Annotated in this window: 16 protein-coding genes; 11 read left to right on the top strand and 5 right to left on the bottom strand. The window is 67.1% G+C overall.

From position 1 onward, the window contains the following. Nucleotides 1-117 precede the first annotated feature (117 nt). From BLV92_RS04830 to clpS, 3 genes are all read right to left on the bottom strand, one after another. The gene (locus BLV92_RS04830) at nt 118-1,452 is read right to left on the bottom strand and encodes an amino acid permease (RefSeq protein ID WP_090546831.1); all 1,335 of its coding nucleotides are present in this window, start codon (nt 1,450-1,452) and stop codon (nt 118-120) included. Nucleotides 1,453-1,639: 187 nt separating this feature from the next. Continuing rightward, nucleotides 1,640-3,937, bottom strand: a complete 2,298-nt coding sequence (clpA, locus tag BLV92_RS04825) for an ATP-dependent Clp protease ATP-binding subunit ClpA (RefSeq protein WP_090542744.1) — start codon at nt 3,935-3,937, stop codon at nt 1,640-1,642. Next, nucleotides 3,934-4,248, bottom strand: coding sequence for an ATP-dependent Clp protease adapter ClpS (gene clpS / locus BLV92_RS04820; RefSeq protein ID WP_090542742.1), 315 nt, complete (start codon nt 4,246-4,248; stop codon nt 3,934-3,936). The genes clpA and clpS overlap by 4 nt, the downstream gene beginning before the upstream one ends. Nucleotides 4,249-4,815: 567 nt before the next feature. Between clpS and cspD the strand changes: the two genes are divergently transcribed. Next, entirely contained in the window at nt 4,816-5,022 is a 207-nt protein-coding gene (cspD, locus tag BLV92_RS04815; RefSeq protein WP_017776809.1) for a cold shock domain-containing protein CspD, read from the top strand. 81 nt (nt 5,023-5,103) lie between these two features. Here cspD and BLV92_RS04810 read toward each other — a convergent pair whose 3' ends face one another. Next, nucleotides 5,104-6,702 carry a multicopper oxidase family protein gene (locus tag BLV92_RS04810; RefSeq protein WP_090542740.1) on the bottom strand — a complete coding sequence of 533 codons (1,599 nt, stop codon included), beginning with the start codon at nt 6,700-6,702 and terminating at the stop codon, nt 5,104-5,106. A 750-nt stretch (nt 6,703-7,452) separates the two neighbouring features. Next, a complete protein-coding gene (gene icd, locus BLV92_RS04800) occupies nt 7,453-8,709 on the bottom strand; it encodes an NADP-dependent isocitrate dehydrogenase (protein WP_090542736.1) in 1,257 nt (418 codons plus the stop codon). Nucleotides 8,710-9,121: 412 nt separating this feature from the next. Between icd and BLV92_RS04795 the strand changes: the two genes are divergently transcribed. From BLV92_RS04795 to BLV92_RS32495, 10 genes are all read left to right on the top strand, one after another. Beyond that, nucleotides 9,122-9,712 carry a pseudouridine synthase gene (locus BLV92_RS04795; RefSeq protein ID WP_090542734.1) on the top strand — a complete coding sequence of 197 codons (591 nt, stop codon included), beginning with the start codon at nt 9,122-9,124 and terminating at the stop codon, nt 9,710-9,712. A gap of 337 nt (nt 9,713-10,049) precedes the next feature. Then, nucleotides 10,050-10,247, top strand: a complete 198-nt coding sequence (locus BLV92_RS04790) for a hypothetical protein (RefSeq protein ID WP_090542732.1) — start codon at nt 10,050-10,052, stop codon at nt 10,245-10,247. 240 nt (nt 10,248-10,487) lie between these two features. Continuing rightward, nucleotides 10,488-10,985, top strand: coding sequence for a DUF192 domain-containing protein (locus BLV92_RS04785; protein WP_090542731.1), 498 nt, complete (start codon nt 10,488-10,490; stop codon nt 10,983-10,985). Between the two features lie 377 nt (nt 10,986-11,362). Beyond that, nucleotides 11,363-13,471, top strand: a complete 2,109-nt coding sequence (fusA, locus tag BLV92_RS04775; protein WP_090546829.1) for an elongation factor G — start codon at nt 11,363-11,365, stop codon at nt 13,469-13,471. Between the two features lie 264 nt (nt 13,472-13,735). Beyond that, on the top strand, nt 13,736-14,254 hold the full coding sequence (locus tag BLV92_RS04770; protein WP_090542727.1) for a cupin domain-containing protein: 519 nt from the start codon (nt 13,736-13,738) through the stop codon (nt 14,252-14,254). A gap of 22 nt (nt 14,255-14,276) precedes the next feature. Further along, a complete protein-coding gene (locus tag BLV92_RS04765) occupies nt 14,277-15,299 on the top strand; it encodes a HoxN/HupN/NixA family nickel/cobalt transporter (RefSeq protein ID WP_090542725.1) in 1,023 nt (340 codons plus the stop codon). Nucleotides 15,300-15,749: 450 nt separating this feature from the next. Further along, the gene (locus BLV92_RS04760; protein ID WP_090542723.1) at nt 15,750-17,414 is read left to right on the top strand and encodes an ABC transporter substrate-binding protein; all 1,665 of its coding nucleotides are present in this window, start codon (nt 15,750-15,752) and stop codon (nt 17,412-17,414) included. A gap of 42 nt (nt 17,415-17,456) precedes the next feature. Next, complete coding sequence (locus BLV92_RS04755) at nt 17,457-18,479, top strand: ABC transporter permease (protein WP_090542721.1); 1,023 nt, start codon at nt 17,457-17,459, stop codon at nt 18,477-18,479. Beyond that, complete coding sequence (locus tag BLV92_RS04750) at nt 18,476-19,345, top strand: ABC transporter permease (protein WP_090542719.1); 870 nt, start codon at nt 18,476-18,478, stop codon at nt 19,343-19,345. The genes BLV92_RS04755 and BLV92_RS04750 overlap by 4 nt, the downstream gene beginning before the upstream one ends. Continuing rightward, nucleotides 19,342-21,777, top strand: coding sequence for a dipeptide ABC transporter ATP-binding protein (locus BLV92_RS32495; RefSeq protein WP_244283745.1), 2,436 nt, complete (start codon nt 19,342-19,344; stop codon nt 21,775-21,777). Before BLV92_RS04750 ends, BLV92_RS32495 begins: the two co-directional genes overlap by 4 nt. The last annotated feature ends 293 nt before the right edge of the window (nt 21,778-22,070 follow it).

The following is a 22,070-nucleotide window of genomic DNA, read 5'->3' as shown; positions in this document are numbered from 1 at the left end:
CCTCGCGCTGCGTAGTGCGGCCGCCGGAACCGAAATTCGCATGGCGCGCCCGGCGCGAAGCGATATATCGCCGGACGGGTCAGCCATAGCATCTGCATCGCTACAGCCCGCGAAAAATCAAAGCCCCGCGCGCGACGCCTCTTTCTCCGCGGCGACAATCGCGCGCCGGCGATACCACACTGCATAAGCCACGACGAGCGCGACGACGAACGCCAGCCCATACGCGAGCGTCATCCTGAACTCGCGCGTGAACGCGGTCGTCACCAGAATGCCGGCCATCAACAGCGCGCCGAGCACGCTGCCGAACGGATGCCCCCACATCCTGAACGCGGGCGTCGGCCCCGCGTAGCGCCGGCGGAAAAACAGGTGCGTGACGAAGATCATCAGCCACGTGAACATCGCGCCGAACATCGCAATCGACATCATCAGCGTGAACGCCGTCTGCGGATACAGCGCGTTCAGCACCGCCGCGACCGCGATGCCGATCGTCGAAAGCGACAGCGCCGCGGTCGGCACGCTGCTGCGCGTGAGACGCCCGAACACCGCCGGCGCATAACCGGCGCGCGACAGGCTGAACATCATCCGCGTCGTGATGTACAACTGGCTGTTCATCGCGGACAGCGCGGCGACCAGCACGACGAAGTTGATCGCGCCGGCCGCATACGGCACGCCCGTTTCGGCCATCACCTTGACGAACGGGCTCTGGTTCGCGCCCGCTTCGGTCCACGGCACGATCGCAAGCATCAACGCAAGCGTCAGCAGATAGAACAGCACGAGACGCAGGATCGTGCCGCGAAACGCGCGCGTGACGGCGCGCTGCGGGTCCTGCGCTTCGGCCGCGGCGACCGCGATCGTCTCGACGCCGAGATAGCTGAACAGCGCGACGATCGTGCCGACCCACACGCCCCACCAGCCCTTCGGGATCAGCCCGCCGTGCGCGGTGTAGTTCGCGAAGCCGACGCCCGAGCCGGCCGGCGCGCGCCACACGTACCACGCGCCGAGCAGGATGAACGCGACGATCGCCGCGATCTTCAGGCTCGAAAACAGATATTCGATCGTGCCGTACGCGCGCACGCTCATCGCGTTCACGGCGATCAGCGCGGCGGAGAATCCGACGATCCACCACAGCCCCGGCACGCCCGGGAACCAGAACTTCATGTAGACGGCGATCGCCGCGACTTCGGTGCCGACCGCGAGCACGTACGCGGACCAGTACGCGTAACGGACCACGAAACCCGCAAGCGGCCCGATGTAGTGCTCCGCATACGCGCCGAACGACCCGGATGTCGGATGCGCGACCGTCATCTCGGCCAGCGCGCCCATCAGCAGCAGCGCGATCAGCGCGCCGACAGCATACGACACCAGCACGCCCGGCCCGGCGAAGCTGATCGCGAAACCGCTGCCGAGGAACAACCCGGTGCCGACCGCGCCGCCGATCGCGATCATCGTCATCTGGCCGGCGCTCAAGCCCCGGCGCAACCCGCGCTCGCGCTCGACAATCGAATCGAACGCGTGTTTCTTCTCTATTGCCAAAACCAGACCTCTGCGCCGTGCGCGCCAGCGCGCACGCAAAAAAGCGAAACGGCGCGGACCCGAAAGTCCGCGCCGTTTCGCTCGGGATGAACCTGAAACGAAGCCGTTATTCTACTTCGACTGCTTCCGGGTTCGGATTGCGCGGCGCCGGGTTCTCGTCGAACGTCAACTGGATCTTGTCGTTCTCGTCCACATCGACCGTCACGCGGCCGCCGGTAATCAGCTTGCCGAACAGCAGTTCGTCGGCCAGCGCACGACGGATCGTGTCCTGGATCAGACGCTGCATCGGCCGCGCGCCCATCAGCGGATCGAAGCCGTGCTTCGCCAGATGCTGGCGCAGCGCGTCGGTGAAGACCGCGTCGACCTTCTTCTCGTGCAACTGGTCTTCGAGCTGCATCAGGAACTTGTCCACGACGCGCATGATGATTTCCTCATCGAGCGCGCGGAAGCTGATCGTCGCATCCAGACGGTTGCGGAACTCCGGCGTGAAGAGCCGCTTGATGTCGGCCATTTCGTCGCCCTGCTCGCGGCGCGTCGTGAAGCCGATCGTCGACTTCTGCATCGACTCGGCCCCCGCATTCGTCGTCATGATGATGATGACGTTGCGGAAGTCCGCCTTGCGGCCGTTGTTGTCCGTCAGCGTGCCGTGGTCCATCACCTGCAGCAGCACGTTGAAGATGTCCGGATGCGCCTTCTCGATTTCGTCGAGCAGCAGCACGCAATGCGGCTTCTTCGTGACGGCCTCGGTCAGCAAACCGCCCTGGTCGAACCCGACGTAGCCCGGCGGCGCGCCGATCAGCCGGCTCACCGCATGACGCTCCATGTACTCCGACATGTCGAAGCGGATCAGCTCGATGCCGAGCGTGAACGCGAGCTGCCGCGCCACTTCGGTCTTGCCGACGCCGGTCGGGCCGGAGAACAGGAACGAGCCGATCGGCTTGTCGGTCTTGCCGAGGCCCGCGCGCGCCATCTTGATCGACGCGGCGAGCGCGTCGATGGCCGGGTCCTGGCCGAACACGACCGCCTTCAGGTCGCGATCGAGCGTCTGCAGCTTGCTGCGGTCGTCCTGCGACACGCTCTGCGCCGGCACGCGCGCGATCTTCGAGATGATCTCCTCGATCTCGCCCTTGCCGATCGTCTTCTTCTGCTTCGACTTCGGCAGGATGCGCTGCGCCGCGCCCGCTTCGTCGATCACGTCGATCGCCTTGTCCGGCAGATGACGGTCAGTGATGAAGCGCGCCGACAGTTCGGCGGCCGCGTTCAGCGCGCCCGACGAATACTTGACGCCGTGATGCTCCTCGAAGCGCGACTTCAGCCCGCGCAGGATCGCGACGGTCTGCTCGACGGTCGGCTCGATCACGTCGACCTTCTGGAAGCGCCGCGACAGCGCCGCATCCTTTTCGAAGATGCCGCGATACTCGGTGAACGTCGTCGCGCCGATGCACTTCAACGTACCCGACGACAGCGCCGGCTTCAGCAGATTCGACGCGTCCAGCGTGCCGCCCGACGCGGCGCCCGCGCCGATCAGCGTATGGATTTCGTCGATGAACAGGATCGCGTGCGGGCGTTCCTTCAGTTCCTTGAGCACGGTCTTCAGACGCTGCTCGAAGTCGCCGCGATACTTGGTGCCCGCGAGCAACGCGCCCATGTCGAGCGAATACACCTGCGCGTCCGCGAGGATGTCCGGCACCTCGCCGCGCGTGATCCGCCACGCGAGGCCCTCCGCGATCGCCGTCTTGCCGACCCCGGCCTCGCCGACCAGCAGCGGATTGTTCTTGCGGCGCCGGCACAGCACCTGCACCACGCGTTCGACTTCCGATTCGCGCCCGATCAACGGGTCGATCCGGCCATCCTTCGCCATCTGGTTCAGGTTCTGCGTGAACTGCGCGAGCGGCGTTTCCTTCTGCGCGGCCGCGTCTTCCGCTTCCGGATTCGCGTCGCTCGCCTTCGCAGCGTCGCCGCTGCTCGTCTTCGCGATGCCGTGCGAAATGAAGTTCACGACGTCGAGACGCGTGACGCCCTGCTGCTGCAGGTAGTACACCGCGTGCGAGTCCTTTTCGCCGAAGATCGCAACCAGCACGTTCGCGCCGGTCACTTCCTTCTTGCCGTTCGATGTCGATTGCACGTGCATGATCGCGCGCTGGATCACACGCTGAAAACCGAGCGTGGGCTGCGTATCGACATCGTCCGTGCCGGGCACGGTGGGGGTGTTGTCGTGAATGAAGTTGCGCAGGTTCTGACGCAGGTCTTCAATATTCGCGGCACACGCGCGAAGCACCTCCGCCGCCGTCGGATTGTCCAACAGCGCGAGGAGCAGGTGCTCGACCGTGATGAACTCATGCCGCGCCTGACGTGCTTCCATGAACGCCATGTGCAGGCTGACTTCCAGTTCCTGGGCAATCATGCTTCCTCCATCACACACTGCAGCGGATGCCCGGCCTGCCGTGCATGGGTAACGACTTGCTCAACCTTGGTCGACGCGATATCCCGCGTATAGACCCCACAAACTCCCCTGCCCTCGCGATGCACCTTCAGCATGATCTGCGTTGCGGTCTCGCGGTCTTTGTTGAAATATTCCTGCACTACCATCACGACGAATTCCATCGGCGTGTAGTCGTCGTTCATCAGCACGACCTTGTACATGGAGGGCGGCTTGGCCTTTTGCTCCTGCCTCTCCAGTACGGTGCCGTCCTGCTTGTCCGGGATAATCGCCATACGCCCATTCTAAACAACTCGGACAGGCCCGCAATCCTGCCGAAACCCGACCGGCCGGCCGGTGTCGCCGGCGCGAAAATCCTGCGGCAGACCTTCGCGCCCTTCCCTGTCGCGACGGCCGGCTGCGGTGCCGGCCGTCGATATTGTCAGCTTCCGGCAGCGCCGCATGCCCCACCGGTCGAATCGAGTATCGCACAACCGGCGCGCCGCCGCCGGACCTCACCGTTAGCCGTATCACGTAACGTGCCAGCCCGGCCGGTGTGGCGGGGGAGACTCCCATCTGCGTCGATTATGCGACTTTTCAAGATGGACTGCTTGTACGTGTACGCACAAGAAAAGGCGGAAAAACCCTGGAAATGGGTTCTTTACAACGCGTCACCGGGCATCTCAAAATATTCTTGACAGCAGAATAAAGAGCCTCAACAATCAAGCTGGCACTTTTTTCAACCGCCACAAATTCGAAAAAATGCCGTTGGTGAGCTGGTGAAGGGTAAGCGGTCGTTTTCCGCGATCATTCGACTCTTCGTACGTGCTCGTAGTGACATGAGTGTTACAGGGGAAGTTGGTATGGCAACCGGTACGGTCAAGTGGTTCAACGATGCGAAAGGTTTTGGCTTCATTACGCCGGATGAAGGCGGCGAGGACCTGTTCGCTCACTTTTCGGCTATCCAGATGAATGGCTTCAAGACGCTCAAGGAAGGTCAGAAAGTGAGTTTCGAAGTCGTCCAGGGTCCGAAGGGCAAACAGGCATCGAACATCCAGGCGGCAGCCTGATCCAGTTCGGTACCCGTACTGAGAAAACCCGGCCCGTGCCGGGTTTTCTTTTTTCTGCAATATGCGCGTGATAATGCGCGGTTAAACCACTCGCAGCGTGCCCATCATTCCGAGCGATTCGTGCTCCAGAATGTGGCAGTGAAACATGCGGTCCCCCGCCTCGCGCTGAACCACCGCAATCCGCACCGATTCGCCGGGCCGCACGTTCACCGTGTCGCGCCACGCGAGAAACGGTTCCGCCGCCCGCTTGCCGTCCGCTTCGCGCGAGATCACCTGGAACTGTGCGCCATGCAGGTGAAACGGGTGATCCATATCGGTGCGATTCTCGATCGTCCAGTGCTCGACTTCACCACGCCGGCTCGTCAGCGTGATGCGAGCCGGATCGAACACGCTGCCGTTCACCATGAACTTCATGCCGCGCGGCATCCCGCCCGCCGACGCGCCCGGTTGATGCATCGCGTGCATGTCCATCGCCTCGTCGAACACGACCGACCGCTGCGCGGCCGCCGGCCCGAACGGCACGATCGTGCGCAGCCGCGCGGGCAGTTCGCGCGCGTCGGCCGCCGGCGTCAGGCGAATGTCGGCCAGCACGCGGTCCGCGTCCGGCGGCACGAAACGGCCGCGCGCCATCGTCATCTTGCGCCGGTCGTACTGCGCGTCGATCAGCGACACCTGCGCGGGCTGCGCGCCGGCGCGCACGATCAGTTCCACACGCTCGGCCGGCGCGAGCAGCAGTTCGGTGAGCCCGCGACGCGGCGTCTGCAGCAGGCCGCCGTCGGTGCCGATCTGGTCGAACGTCTGTCCGACGCCGAGCGTGAGCCGCAGATAACGCGCGCTGCACGCGTTCCATACGCGCCAGCGTTCCGTGCCGTTCACGTCGAAGCGCGGCCGCAGCGCGCCGTTGACCAGCACGAACTGGCCTTCGCGCCCGTTCATCCAGTCCATCATGCCGTTCGCCGGGATCGTGCCGTCGGCCGACAGCTTCAGGTCGGACACGAGCAGATGACGCTCGGGCCAGCCGGCGAGCGGATCGTCGGCCGCGCGCACGACGATCGGCCCCGCGAGTCCGCGAAACACCTGCTCGGCGGCGAGCATGTGCGGATGCGGGTGATACCAGTAGGTACCCGCGCTGCCGGCCGGCAATGTGAAGCGGTACACGCGCGTCGCGCCGGGCGCGACCGGATCGGACGGATTGCCGTCCTGGTCCGGCGGCACCGGCAGGCCATGCCAGTGAATCGTCGACGGCTGCGGCAGGCGGTTCACGAAACGGATCTCGACCGTGTCGCCTTCGTTCACGTCGATCAGCGGTCCGATCACCGGGCCGCCATCGTCGTCGCCGTATTGCCAGAACTGCGTCGCCGGCTGACCTGACAGCAACTGACGCACGACCGGTTGCGCCACGAGCGTCGCGCGGAACAAACCGGGCTCGCGGCTTTCGTTCGCGAGCCTGCGCAGCGCGGGCAGCGGCGCGCCGGACGGCAACGCGTCGGGCGCCGCGAGCGGCGACTGCATCGACATGCCGCCCGACATCGACGCCATATCGTGCATGTCGTGCATCCCGTGCATCGGCATGTCGCCCATCGGCATCGACTGCGCGGCGGCCTGCGCGAATACGCTGCGCGCGAACATCGACGCGGCGGCCGCGCCGAGGCCGCGAACCAGAAATTCTCTGCGGATCATCGAAAGTTTCCTCATGCTTGCGTGCGCGCGTGTGCCAACCGCTGATGGATGGAGAGGGCTGGCCGCGCACGCGATCGTTCGTTGCTGCGCACACGTCGGCGCGTCGTGGTGCGACGCGCGGCGGGCGCAGAGTGAAAGCGAAAAGACGTGACTCCGTGAAATGCGGAGTCGCGCGCGCTCAAACGATCGGGGGAGGAAGCAGTGGTGCGCGCACGATGCTCGCGCGACGTGTTTCCGCAAACACTGGCGGCGCGCCGCGCTGCGGACCGCCGACATCGAAGACGACCATGGCGGACAGCGGCCCGCAATGAGACCCGCAGCCGACGCAGCAGCCGGCATGACATGCCGCGGACCCGCCTTGCGGGATCGAACCACGATGCGCGCATTCCTTCGACACCGATTGCATCGCGTGATGACACGCGGCCGGCATCGTCGCCGCGGCCTGCACGGGCTCGCATGCGAACGCACCGCGCAGCAGAAGCAGCGCGAACGCGAGTGCGGCGAGGATGCGTAACGGGACGGTCATATGGAATCGAATTGACGCGGACGACAGATGTCCGGAGATGATAGCGCAACGATGCGGCACGAAGAACGGCGCGCAGCGACCGCGCGATTCCGACGCAGTCCGTCAGCGCACGATTCCGCGCGCCGCGCATCGACATAAGACAAACCGCAAATAAAAAACCCCGGCGAACCATCGGTCCGCCGGGGTTTGCGATGCGAGCCGTAACGGCCCGCATCGTCTCGTGCTTACATATTCTCGATCAGCACCTGACCGAAGCCCGAGCACGACACTTGCGTCGCGCCTTCCATCAGACGCGCGAAGTCGTACGTGACGCGCTTCTGCAGGATCGACTTCTCCATCGACGCGATGATGCGGTCGGCCGCTTCGGTCCAGCCGAGGTGGCGCAGCATCATTTCAGCCGACAGGATTTCCGAACCCGGGTTCACGTAGTCCTTGCCCGCGTACTTCGGCGCCGTGCCGTGCGTCGCTTCGAACATCGCGACCGAATCCGACAGGTTCGCGCCCGGCGCGATGCCGATGCCGCCAACCTGTGCGGCCAGCGCGTCCGACACGTAGTCGCCGTTCAGGTTCAGCGTCGCGATCACGTCGTACTCGGCCGGACGCAGCAGGATCTGCTGGAGGAACGCGTCGGCGATCACGTCCTTCACGACGATCTCGTTGCCCGTCTTCGGGTTCTTGAACTTCATCCACGGGCCGCCGTCGATCAGTTCCGCGCCGAATTCCTTCTGCGCGAGTTCATAGCCGTAGTCGCGGAACGCGCCTTCGGTGAACTTCATGATGTTGCCCTTGTGGACGAGCGTCAGCGAACGACGGTCATTGTCGATCACATACTGAAGCGCCTTGCGGACCAGACGTTCCGTGCCTTCGCGCGAAACCGGCTTGATGCCGATGCCCGACGTTTCCGGGAAGCGGATCTTCGTCACGCCCATTTCTTCGCGCAGGAACTTGATGACCTTCTTCGCGCCTTCCGAGTCGGCCGCCCACTCGATGCCCGCGTAGATGTCTTCCGAGTTCTCGCGGAAGATCACCATGTTGGTCTTTTCCGGCTCGCGCACCGGCGACGGCACGCCCTTGAAGTACTGCACCGGGCGCAGGCAGACGTACAGGTCGAGCTGCTGGCGCAGCGCGACGTTCAGCGAGCGGATGCCGCCGCCGACCGGGGTCGTCAGCGGACCCTTGATCGACACGACGTATTCCTTCAGCACGTCGAGCGTTTCGTCCGGCAGCCACACGTCCGGACCGTAGACCTTGGTCGCCTTTTCGCCGGCGTAGATTTCCATCCAGTGGATCTTGCGCTTGCCGCCGTATGCCTTTTCGACCGCCGCGTCGACCACCTTGATCATCACCGGGGTGATGTCGAAGCCGGTGCCGTCGCCTTCGATGTAAGGGATGATCGGCTGATCGGAAACGTTGAGCGAGTAATCCGCATTGACGGTGATCTTGTCACCGCCCGTCGGAACCTTGATGTGCTGATACGGCATGATCGACTCCAGTGAAGGCTTTGCAGGGGGAAGCGGGTTTGGAACTGGGGAACCGGGTCTGCCCCGACGCGGCGTATGCCGGCTGCGTTTCCCGGCATGGCCGGGTTCGCGGCGGGCTCGCCAGCGGCGGACCGTTGCGCGCTGCGGCGACGCCGCGCGCCGTCGGCTGCGCGGTCCGCCCGCATCGCGGACAGGCCGCTATTCTAGCCCACGCCGGCCCGCGCGCGCCGTGGATCCGGACACGCCGGATGCTGCGTCGCAGCAGCGATGCGCCGTGTCGGCGGCGATCCGGTTCAATCTTAGGTCTTATATAAGACAAAAGACTTGCCGTTTCGTATTATGCATTAAGATCTCGCCATTTGCCATAGGATCGCCCTGCCCGCACGGCCTTCCAGCCCGCTCTCCACCCGTCATGCGCCTCATTGCCCTCAACAAACCGTTCGGCACGATCTGCCAGTTTTCGCCGCACGAAACGCGCGCTTCGCTCGCGGACTGGGTGAAGACGCCGGGCGTCTATCCGGCCGGCCGTCTCGACGCGGACAGCGAAGGGCTGTTGCTGCTCACCGACGACGGCGCACTCCAGGCCCGCATCGCGGAACCGCGCCGCAAGCTCGTCAAACGCTACTGGGCGCAGGTCGAGGGCGAACCCGATCGCGCGGCGCTCGACGCGCTCGAACGCGGCGTCGATCTCGGCGACTTCGTCACGCAGCCGTGCCGCGTAAAACGCATCGGCGAACCCGACGCGTTGTGGCCGCGCGATCCGCCGATCCGCCATCGCGCGTCGATCCCGACGACATGGATCGAACTCGCGATCAGCGAAGGCAAGAACCGCCAGGTGCGCCGGATGACCGCCGCGGCCGGATTTCCGACGCTGCGTCTCGTGCGCGTCGCGATCGGCGCGCTCGACATCTTTACGCTCGGCCTGCAACCGGGCGACTGCGTCAACGTGCCTCCCGATTCTCCGTGGCAGTCGCGCGAAGCCATGCCGCGCGCGCTCAAGTGACTGTCGCGAAAGCGCTTTTCGAATTCATCGCGTAACTCATGAGCAGGCGGAGCGTTTTGCGTTATTCGATGTTCGTCGATGCAAATGAAAACTTCGCGTCAACCACGTCGCAATACGGCGCGTTATCGGACGCAGATGCCGCCCGAAGCTATCCGGCATTCAGCCTTCAGGTTCCCATGCACTGTGCGTCATCGCATGCGCGTGGTCCCGACCGCTGGCAGGAGCAAGCGCAATTTGTCGTCTGCGACTGTCAACCGAAAGGTGGATGGCACGTTTACCGACCTGACTCAATAACCGGGTCACTTGGTTAAATTAACTCAAGCTGAGGATTCACAACATGAACAAACTGATCGCTGCTCTGGTCGCTGGCCTGTTCGCAACGGCTGCATTCGCACAAGCATCGGCTCCGGAAGCCGCTCCGGCTGCTGCCGACGCTGCTTCGGCACCGCACAAGGCTGCTCACAAGAAGGCCCACAAGAAGGCAGCGCACAAGAAGGCAGCGAAGGCTGACGCCGCTTCGGCAGCTTCGGAGTAAGCGCTTCGTAAGACGTAGGCAGGCAGCGGCATCCGTCGTTTCCTCCGCGTTCGAAAGGCAGGTCACCGCAAGGCGATCTGCCTTTTTCTTTTCTGCTTCTGCTTTTTTGCATTCCCGCTTTTTGCGCTTCGTTCTCCCGCATCCACGATCCGTTTCTCGCATGCGAACGATGCTGCGTTTTTGACCCGCGCCAACGGACTCGCGTAACATGCGCGGGTCAATTTCCGAAGGAGTTCATTCGTGCGATTTTCCCTGCGCTCGCTCATCGCGCGCTGCGCGCTGGCTACCGTCCTGCCGCTCGCCGCTCTCTCGTTCGCGGCCGGCGCCGCGCATGCGCAACAGATGCCGCCCGGCGCGAAGCAGCCCGGCGAATTTCCGCGCGTGAAGCTCACCGCCGGCATGTTCGTGATCGACGCCGCGGTCGCCGCGAACGACGCGGATCGCGAACAGGGGCTGATGTACCGCTCACAGCTCGCGCCGAACGAAGGGATGCTGTTCGTGTTCGGCGAAAACGCGGTGCACTGCTTCTGGATGAAGAACACGCTGATCCCGCTGTCGATCGCGTTCATCCGGGCGGACGGCACGATCACCGACATCGACGAGATGCAGGCCGAGACGACCGACAACCACTGCCCGCGCAACAACGGCGTGTATGCGCTCGAAATGAGCAAGGGCTGGTTCGCCGCGAAGGGCATCAAGCCCGGCACGAAGATTCAGGGTCTGCCGCCGGCGCAGTGACGCGGTCGCGGCGCGATGCGGAACATCCGCCGCGCGCCGCGTTCACCGCGGTGATAAAACGCGCCGGACTTCGCGCCGCGATCCCAGCCCGACTGTCCGCTTTTCCCCGCCGCCGTCACCGCCGCTTCCCACTCCGGACGAAAGCCGCTGCCGCCCTGCGCGCAGCGGCTTTTTTCGCGCCCGGCGCAACGCCTGCACAACGCGCGCACCCGACCGGCGCGCGTCCAGCAAAAGCGCCGCGCCCGCGCTATGCTAGAGGCCGCAGAATGCGGCGCGGCGGCTTTCCGGCCGTGCGCCGCGCTTCGCCGGGCGGCTCGCAGCACGCGCCGCGAGCCGCCCGGCGCCCGTTTCAGGCGCGCCATTCCAAGGAGATCAACGTGCCCCGCAAGACTCCCATCGAGCGCTATCGCAACATCGGGATCAGCGCCCACATCGACGCCGGCAAGACCACGACGACGGAACGCATCCTGTTCTATACCGGCGTGAATCACAAGATCGGCGAAGTGCACGACGGCGCCGCGACCATGGACTGGATGGAGCAGGAACAGGAACGCGGCATCACGATCACGTCCGCCGCGACCACCGCGTTCTGGCGCGGGATGGCGAACAACTATCCGGAGCACCGGATCAACATCATCGACACGCCGGGCCACGTCGACTTCACGATCGAAGTCGAACGCTCGATGCGCGTGCTCGACGGCGCGTGCATGGTGTACGACTCGGTCGGCGGCGTGCAGCCGCAATCGGAAACCGTGTGGCGCCAGGCGAACAAGTACAAGGTGCCGCGCATCGCGTTCGTGAACAAGATGGACCGCGTCGGCGCGGACTTCTTTCGCGTGCAGAAGCAGATCGGCGAGCGGCTGAAGGGCGTCGCGGTGCCGATCCAGATTCCGGTCGGCGCGGAGGATCACTTCCAGGGCGTCGTCGATCTCGTGAAGATGAAGGCGATCGTCTGGGACGACGAAAGCCAGGGCGTGAAGTTCGAGTACGCCGAGATCCCGGCGAACCTCGTCGACCTCGCGCACGAGTGGCGCGAGAAGATGGTCGAGGCCGCGGCCGAAGCCGACGAGACGCTGCTCGAAAAGTACCTCGACGATCACGAGAGCCTGACCGAGGAGGAAATCAAGGGCGCGCTGCGCAAACGCACGATCGCGAACGAGATCGTGCCGATGCTGTGCGGCAGCGCGTTCAAGAACAAGGGCGTGCAGGCGATGCTCGACGCGGTGATCGACTATCTGCCGTCGCCGATCGACGTGCCCGCGATCCTCGGCCACGACGAGCACGACCGCGAGATCGAGCGCCATCCGAGCGACGACGAGCCGTTCTCCGCGCTCGCGTTCAAGATCATGACCGACCCGTTCGTCGGGCAGCTGATCTTTTTCCGCGTGTACTCGGGCGTCATCGAATCGGGCGACACGGTGCTGAACGCGATCAAGGAGAAGAAGGAACGGCTCGGCCGGATCCTGCAGATGCACGCGAACGAGCGCAAGGAAATCAAGGAAGTGCGCGCGGGCGACATCGCGGCGGCGGTCGGCCTGAAGGAAGCGACCACGGGCGATACGCTGTGCGATCCGGCGCACGTCATCATCCTCGAAAAGATGATCTTCCCGGAGCCGGTGATCTCGCAGGCGGTCGAGCCGAAAACGAAGGCCGACCAGGAGAAGATGGGCATCGCGCTGAACCGGCTCGCGCAGGAAGACCCGTCGTTCCGCGTGCAGACCGACGAGGAGTCCGGGCAGACGATCATCTCCGGGATGGGCGAGCTGCACCTCGAAATTCTCGTGGACCGGATGAAGCGCGAGTTCGGCGTCGAGGCGACGGTCGGCAAGCCGCAGGTCGCGTATCGCGAGACGGTGCGCACCAAGGTCGAGGACGTCGAGGGCAAGTTCGTCAAGCAGTCGGGCGGCCGCGGCCAGTACGGCCATGCGGTGATCTCGCTCGAACCGCAGCCGCAGGGCAAGGGTTACGAGTTCGTCGACGCGATCAAGGGCGGCGTGATTCCGCGCGAGTTCATCCCGGCCGTGGACAAGGGCATCGTGGAGACGCTGAAGTCCGGCATTCTCGCGGGTTATCCGGTCGTCGACGTGAAGGTGACGCTGACGTTCGGCTCGTACCACGACGTCGATTCGAACGAAAACGCGTTCCGGATGGCCGGCTCGATGGCGTTCAAGGAAGCGATGCGGCGCGCGAAGCCGGTGCTGCTCGAACCGATGATGGCGGTCGAGGTCGAGACGCCCGAGGACTTCATGGGCAACGTGATGGGCGACCTGTCGAGCCGCCGCGGCATCGTGCAGGGGATGGAGGACATCGCGGGCGGCGGCGGCAAGCTGGTGCGCGCCGAAGTGCCGCTGTCCGAAATGTTCGGCTACTCGACGTCGCTGCGTTCGCTGACCCAGGGCCGCGCGACGTACACGATGGAGTTCAAGCACTACGCGGAAACGCCGCAGAACGTCGCGGATGCGGTGATCAACACGAAGCGGTCGTGATGCGCCGATAGCCGGTTCCGGCAACCGCGCCTGAAAAGCCCGTTCGCGCCTCACGCGAACGGGCTTTTTGCATGAAGCGCCGCGCGGCGGCGCATTTTTGAACGTGCCACAATAGGCGGCCCGGCCGCATGGCGCTCCCGGCCGCACGGTGTCGCCGCTTCGATCTAACCCGCGAACCCGCGTCCCGCGGCGGCCGTCCGTTCACGTTCCTCCCATGTTGAGCCCGCGCGCGCACAAAAATCCGCCGCGCCGTCAGGAGACGCAATGAGCCACGATCCAGACCATTCGCACGACGAGGACGAGGCCGGCGATCACGCCGAGCCCGACTGGCGCGAGCACGGCGTGAAGGTGATCCGCGGCGACCAGCTCGACGCGAACACCGCGCAGACGCCCGGCATGAACCGCGCGGCCGCGATCAACGCCGCGCGTGTCGGCGCGCAGAAGCTGTGGGCCGGCACGGTGACGATTCATCCGAACGCGAAGACGGGCGCGCATCATCACGGCGCGCTCGAAAGCGTGATCTACGTGGTGCGCGGCCATGCGCGGATGCGCTGGGGCGAGCACCTCGAATTCACCGCCGAGGCCGGTCCCGGCGACTTCATCTTCGTGCCGCCGTACGTGCCGCACCAGGAGATCAACGCGAGCACCGACGATCCGCTCGAATGCGTGCTCGTGCGCAGCGACAACGAGGCGGTCGTCGTGAACCTGAACATCGACGCCGTCGAACAGCCCGAAGCCGTCTACTGGGTCGATCCGATCCATCGCCATCCGCACGACCATTGAGCCGTCCCTGCGCCCTCTGCCCATGAAGCCCGCCTTGTCGCTCCGCTCCCGCATCGTCCCGCTGTATGCCGGCCTGATTCTCGCCAACGTCGCCGCATGGGCGTGGGCGCTGATCGCGTTCCGCCACTATCCGCTGCTGCTCGGCACCGCGCTGCTCGCGTACGGCTTCGGGCTGCGCCATGCGGTCGACGCGGACCACATCGCCGCGATCGACGCCGTGACCCGCAAGCTGATGCAGCAGGGCAAGCGGCCGCTCGGCGTCGGCCTCGCGTTCTCGCTCGGCCACTCGACGATCGTGATCGCGGCGACCACCGGCATCGCGCTGACCGCGCTGTCGCTGCACGGCCGCTTCGACGAATTCCACGCGGTCGGCTCGACGATCGGCACGCTGGTGTCGGCCAGCTTCCTGCTCGTGCTCGCGGGCGTGAACCTCGTGATCCTGCGCGACGTGTGGCGCCGCTACCGTCAGGTGCAGCGCGGCGGCGACGCGGCGCTGGCCGCCGCGACGGCGCCCGCGCCGGCCGGCCTGCTGTCGCGCGCGCTGCGGCCGCTGTTCGCGCTGGTCACGAAAAGCTGGCACATGTACCCGGTCGGCGTGCTGTTCGGGCTGGGCTTCGACACCGCGACCGAGATCGGGCTGCTCGCGATCGCGGCCGCCGAGGCGGGCAAGGGGCTGCCGCTCTATTCGATCCTCGTGTTCCCCGCGCTCTTCACCGCCGGCATGACGCTCGTCGATTCGACCGACAACGTGCTGATGGTCCACGCGTACGGCTGGGCGATGGACGACCCGAAGCGCAAGCTGTACTACAACGCGAGCATCACGTTCGTGTCCGCGCTCGTCGCGATCGCGATCGGCGGCGTCGAGGCGCTCGGGCTGCTGTCCGACAAGCTCGGCCTGAGCGGCGGCGCATGGAGCGTCGTCGCGGACCTGAACGACCGCTTCGGCGAACTCGGTTATGGGATCGTCGCCGCGTTCATCGCGTGCTGGATCGGGTCGGTGCTGTTCCATCGCTGGCGGCGGCCGGCCAGCGCCACTACGCGCTGACACGCCGCCGCGAGGCGAGGCTTCGTCACGCGCGGGATACCCGGCAACCACTCGGTCTCCGCCACGCGCCGGCTATCCGGCATATGCCCAGACATCCGGCACACGCCCCATCGCCGGCGCGCGCGCAGCGACGCCCGGCGCCCGTTCGAGCTTCGCGTCGGCGAGCACGCTGAAACTCCGCCCGCACACGTTCCGCCGCCAGTCAGCCGAACCGGCTGACGCACGCCCTGCCGCGGTCCCATCCGCGAAAGCCTTGCTGCGGCGACAGACTCGCGCCGCCGCCGGGTTCCCCCTGCGCCCATCCAGTCCCCCGTTCGCCCCGCCGCGCCGAATCGCTTACACTGGACCCGCATTCGTCGCCTGCCGCACCGCACGTCGCCGTCGCGCCCTCGCCGCTTCTCTGCCGGCACCGGGCGCGCAAGCCAACGGAACCGCCCGGAACCCGCACCGATGAAACGTCCGCCGTTCGATCTGCCCTGCATCGAAGCCTTGCGCGCGCGAGCCGGCGCGCACGGCAACCCTGCGATCGACGCGTTCCTCGCCGGCCGCGTCACGCGCCGCGAACTGCTGCGGCACGCGAGCGTGCTCGGCCTCGCGCTCGCGGGCAGCGGCCTCGCGTCGACACCCGCCGCACAAGCCCAAACACAGCAGCAGCAGCCGACCGACCAGACGATCCGCGTCGCGCACCTGATGCCCGCCGGCGCGATCGACCCGCTGACCGTCACCGACGCGGGCGGCCTGTGCCTGCTGAACCAGACCGGCGAATTCCTGCTCAACGACGACGCGGACAACCAGCTTCAACCGGCGCTGGCGCTGTCGTGGCAACCGAACGCGAAAGCGGACGTCTGGACGTTCCGGCTGCGGCCCGGCGTGAAGTTTCACGACGGCCAGCCGTTCGGCGCGCGCGACGTCGTCGCGACGTTCGACCGGCTCGCGGACCCGGCGACCGGCTCGGCCGCGCTGTCGGTGCTGAAGGGCGTGCTGTCGAAAGGCGGCACGCGGGCGGTCGATGCGCATACGGTCGCGTTCCATCTCGACGCGCCGAACGGCAACTTCCCGTACTACGTGTCATCGGACAACTACAACGCAGTGCTGCTGCCCGCGAACTACGCGGGCGATTACGAAAAGACCTTCATCGGCACCGGCCCGCTGCGCTTCGAGAGCTACCGGGCGCGGCGCGGCGCGAGTTTCGTGCGCAATCCCGACTACTGGGGCGACAAGGCGCTGCCGCAGCGCGTGCAGTTCACGTTCTATGCCGACGAGCAGGCGCAGTTGCTCGCGCTGCTCGGCAACGACGCGGACGCAATGGGCACGTTCACCGTGCAGGGCGGCATCGGCATCCTCGACGATCCGCACTTCAAGGTGCTCGGCGTGCGATCGAGCGCGCACCGGCAGATCCACATGCGCAACGACGTGCCGGCATTCCGCGACAAACGCGTGCGCCAGGCGCTCGCGCTCGCGATCGACCGCGACGTGCTCGCGCGCGGGCTGTTTCGCGGCCGTGCGTCGGTCGGCAACGACAGCCCGTTCGCGCCGGTGTTTCCGTCGACCGCGACCGACGTGCCGCAACGCCGGATCGACGTCGCGAAGGCACGCCGCCTGCTGGCCGAGGCGGGCGTCGCGAACGGCTTCGACGTGACGCTGACGACCGAGAAGTACATGGAGATACCGGAGCTTGCGGTGATCGTGCAGAACGCGGCGAAGGCGATCGGCGTGCGCATCGGGCTGCGCATCGAGAGCCAGGCGCAGTATTACGGCGCGGGCGCCTACGGCCGGTCGGACTGGCTCGACGCGCCGCTCGGCATCACCGATTACGGCCATCGCGGCGTGCCGAACGTGTTCCTCAATGCGCCGCTGACGAGCGGCGGCACGTGGAACGCCGCGCACTTCAGGAATCCGCAATATGACCGGCTCGTCGCGCAGTTCGTCGCGGCGCTCGACCTCGTCGAGCAGAAGCGCATCGCCGCGCAGATCGAAACGCTGCTGCTCGACGAAACGCCGGTCATCATCCCGTACTTCTACGACCAGTTGATCGCGCAGCGCGCGGCGCTGCAAGGCGTGCGCTTCACCGCGCTCGCGCAGCTGTATTTCGACCGCGCGGTGCTCGCGGCCTGACGCCATCCACTGTTTCTCGCGCGCAAGCGAACCGGGAGTCCGATGCCGACCACTGCCACCCGCCCCCCGCTGTCCGGCGACCCGTCCGGCCGCGCGGACGCGCTGCGCGTCGCGCGCTTCGTCGCCGCGCGTTTCGCGTGGGCGCTGTTCACGCTATGGCTGCTGTCGGTGCTCGTATTCGCGGGCGGCCAGTGGCTGCCCGGCGACATCGGCCGCGCGGTGCTCGGCCCGCTCGCCGACGCGCGCGCGGTCGCCGCGCTCAACCATCAGTTGGGCGCGGACCGGCCGCTGCTCGATCAATACGCCGCGTGGATTGCGCATGCGCTGCGCGGCGACTTCGGCCAGTCGTGGACGTATCGGCAGCCGGTCGCGCCGTTCGTCGGCGACGCGCTGCTGCAATCGGCGAAGCTCGGGCTGCTCGCGTTCGTCGTGGTCGTGCCGCTCGGCATCGCGGGCGGCGTGTTCGCCGCGCTGCACGCGGACCGCTGGCCCGACCGCGCGATCAGCACCGGCGGCCTGTGCGCGAGCGCGGTGCCGGAGTTCGTGTCGTCGATCGTGCTGATCCTCGTGTTCGGGGTGTGGCTGCGCTGGCTGCCGATTGATGCCGGCGCGCCGCCGGGCGCGGGCGTCGGCGAACAGTTGCGGCATCTGGTGCTGCCGGTGCTGCCGCTCGTGCTGGTGTTCTTCGGCTACCTCGCGCGGATCACGCGCGCCGGCATGATCGACGCGCTCGACGCCGACTACACCCGCACCGCGATCCTGAAGGGGTTGCCGCGCCGCGTCGTGATCGTGCGGCACGTGCTGCGCAACGCGCTGCTGCCGACCGTCACCGTCGCCGCGACGCAGCTCGGCTACCTGATCGGCGGACTCGTCGTGGTCGAGACGCTGTTCCGCTATCCCGGCATCGGCTCGCTGATCTACAACGCCGCGCAGGCGAAGGACTTTCCGCTGCTCGAAGCGGGCGTGCTCGCGGTCGGCGCGGTCTATACGCTCGCGACGCTCGCCGCCGACGCGCTGCACCGGCTGCTCGACCCGCGGCTGCGCCTCACCGGAGAACGCGCATGAGCACGACGCTGCCCGACTCCGCCGCCGAAGCGGCCCCCGAACCGCGTTTCGCGACGCTGCGGCTGCTGCTGCGCTCCCCGTCGTTCGTCGCGGGCGCGCTGATCGTCGCCTGGTGGATCGTCTGCGCGATCGCCGGCCCGTGGTTCGCGCCGCACGATCCGTATGCGTCCGATCCGCTGAATTCGCTGCTGCCGCCCGGCCCCGGCCACTGGTGCGGCACCGACGAGATCGGCCGCGACGTGTGCTCGCGCGTGATCGTCGGCGCGCGCGACATCCTCGGCGTCGCGCCGCTCGCGACCGTCGTCGGCACGCTCGCCGGCGCGGCGCTCGGCCTCGTGACCGGCTATTTCGCGGGCTGGGCCGGCACGCTCGTCGCGCGCGCGCTCGACGCGGTGCTCGCGCTGCCGCTCGTGATCGTCGCGCTGTTCGTGCTCGCGGCGGTCGGCGGCTCGACGCCCGCGATCGTGCTGGTGATCGGCATCACGTTCGCGCCGCTCGTCGCGCGCACCGTGCGCGCGGCGGTGCTGACCGAGCGGCATCTCGACTATGTCGCGGCCGCGCGGCTGCGCGGCGCGCGCGCGCCGTACGTGATGTTCGCGGAGATCCTGCCGAACGTGTGGCCGCCGATCGTCGTCGAGGCGACCGTGCGGCTCGGTTATGCGATCTTCGCAGTCGCGACGCTGTCGTTCCTCGGCTTCGGCATCCAGCCGCCGTCCGCGGACTGGGGGCTCGCGCTGTCCGAGTCGTACACGCTGCTCGCGGGCGGCGCGTGGTGGACGGTCGCGTTCGACGCGGCCGCGATCGCGTCGCTCGTCGTCGGCGTGAACCTCGTCGCGGACAGCGTGCGCGAGGCGCTCGCCTCATGAGCGCGCCGCGCGCCGCCGCCCGCTCCACGTTCCCGGCGTTCGCCGCGCCGCGCGACGGCGAGGCCGATGCGCTGACGCTCGTCGGCCTCACCGTGTCGTATCGCACGCGCGGACGCGACCGCGACGTGCTGACCGACGTGTCGCTGCGCATCCGCCCCGGCGAAGCGTACGGGCTCGTCGGCGAGTCGGGCTGCGGCAAGTCGACGGTGGCGCTCGCGGCGCTGCGCTGCCTGCCGCGCAACGGCCGCGTGCGCGCCGCGCGGCTCGCGGTGACCGGCGAGGACGTGCTCGCGCTCGACGCCGAAGGGTTGAGGACGCTGCGGGCGCACGCGGTGTCGATGGTCTATCAGGACCCGGCGAGCGCGCTGAACCCGTCGCTGACGATCGCGCGCCAGGTCAGCGAGGCGTTCGAGGCGGCGGGCGCGAGTCCCGACGACGCGCTCGCGCGCACGCCCGCGCTGCTCGAACGGGTGCGCATCGCGGACCCGGAGCGCGTGATGGCCGCTTATCCGCATCAGTTGTCGGGCGGCATGCAGCAGCGCGTCGTGATCGCGATGGCGCTCGCGCCGAACCCGTCGCTGCTGATCCTCGACGAACCGACGACCGGGCTCGATGCGACCGTCGAGGCGGAAATCCTCGCGCTGATCGCGCAGTTGCGCGCGGAACTCGGGATGGCGGTGCTGCTGATCAGCCACGACCTCGCGGTGATCGGGCGGATGTGCGAGCGCGTCGGCGTGCTGTATGCGGGACGCCTCGTCGAGGAAGGGACGACGCGCGACGTGTTCGCCCGGCCACATCATCCGTACACGGTCGGGCTGCTGCGCTGCCTGCCCGCGCCGGGGCGCAGCAAGGCGGCCGGGCCGCTCGATACGATTCCCGGCGAACTGCCCGCGCCGGGGGTGACGCAACGCGGCTGCGTGTATACGCCGCGCTGCCGGCTCGCGGACGAACGATGCGTGCGCGACGCGCCGCCGCCGCACCGGATGAACGCGGCGCACGGCGAGCAGATGGCGCGTTGTCATTATCACGAGCGCGCGATCGAGTTGCCGTTCGGGCCTGGCGACGACGATGAGCGGCGCGTCGGGCATGCTGCGCGCGATGGGCGCGATGGGCGCGATCCGGCCGATGATGAACGCGCCGCCGGCCCACGCGGCGCGCTGGACGCGACGTCGTTGCCGGACGAACCCATCGATGCCGGCATCCGCGACGCCGATGCGACCGTGGGCGGCGACGCGGAGGAAGTCATTCGCCGCGAGGAGGAGCCTGACGCCCCTTCTGCCGAAGAAGCGCACGCTGCCGGCTCGCGCGACGCCGACCATGACGTCCCGGCACATGACGAACACGGCGGTCAGGCAACAGTCGATCGACGGGACGACGCGGAAGTCGATCCTCCAAGCGACGAACGCATTGCACCCGCCCCCGAAGTGCCCATCGTGCTGCGCGCGATCGACGTCACCCGCACGTTCGGCCGCGGCTCGCGCGCCGTGCGCGCGGTCGATCGCGTCTCGCTCGAACTGCGCGCCGGCGAAACGCTCGGCCTCGTCGGCGAATCCGGCAGCGGCAAGACGACGCTCGCGAAACTGCTGCTCGGCCTTATCGAGCCGGACGCGGGCGGCCGCATCGAACTCGACGGCGAACCGCTCGCGCCGCGCGTCGCGCAACGCACCGCGCGGCAACTGAAGGCGCTGCGGCTGGTGTTCCAGAACCCCGACGCGTCGCTGAACCGTGCGCTCGCCGTGCGGCAACTGGTCGAACGCGCGCTGCCGGGCGAGTCAACACAGTCGTCGCCTGCGCGCCCCGATGACGACGCAACGCCCCGCGATTCGCGCATCGCCGCGCTGCTTGACGCGGTGCGCCTGCCGTCGCGTTATCTCGCGGCGCGCGCGCGGCAACTGTCGGGCGGGCTCAAGCAACGCGTCGCGATCGCGCAGGCATTCGCCGGCGAACCGCGCGTCGTGGTCTGCGACGAGCCGACTTCCGCGCTCGACGTGTCCGTGCAGGCGGCGATCCTGAACCTGCTCGCACGGCTGCAACGCGAACACGACGTCAGTTATCTGTTCATCTCGCACGACCTCGACGTGGTCCGTTATCTGGCGGATCGCGTCGCGGTGCTCTACGCGGGACAGGTCGTCGAAAGCGGACCGGCCGGCGCGGTGTTCGGCGGTCCGTGTCATCCGTACACCGAGACGCTGCTTGCCGCGTCGCGCGACGGCAGCGTGAGCAACGAGACGGATGACGAACGGACGCCGGCCGACGCGCAACGACGCGGCTGCGTGTTCCGCGCGCGATGCCCGCACAGGCTCGGCGCGATCTGCGACAACGAGCATCCGCCGTTCGCCGACGCGGGCGAGGGTCACTCGATACGCTGCCATATCCCCGCTGCCGAGCTACGCGCACTGCAATCCGCCAAGGACGACGCCGCGCAACGATGAACGGCTTCCATAGATCGACCCGCATACGGCGGCGCTTCGTTGCGGCGGCATCCGATAGATCGCCGTTCACGCCGGCTCCCGCTTCATACGCGCGGTAGACCCACGCACCTCGACTCGCGCACGTCTGCAACGGCTCGACCCCTTCATAACGGCCCGCGTTTCATCGTCGAAACGTTTTCACGGTGTTTTTTCGCTCGCCTGAAACAGCCGCGCCGGGAACGCCGCGTCGAACGCCAATGGCATGGAACTCGCTAAACAGACGCCAGGCATCCGGCTCGACGACAGCCGGCGCG

The organism is Paraburkholderia caballeronis (assembly GCF_900104845.1).
GTDB classification, from domain to species: Bacteria; Pseudomonadota; Gammaproteobacteria; order Burkholderiales; family Burkholderiaceae; genus Paraburkholderia; species Paraburkholderia caballeronis.
This window is presented reverse-complemented; position numbering and strand designations above follow the sequence as displayed.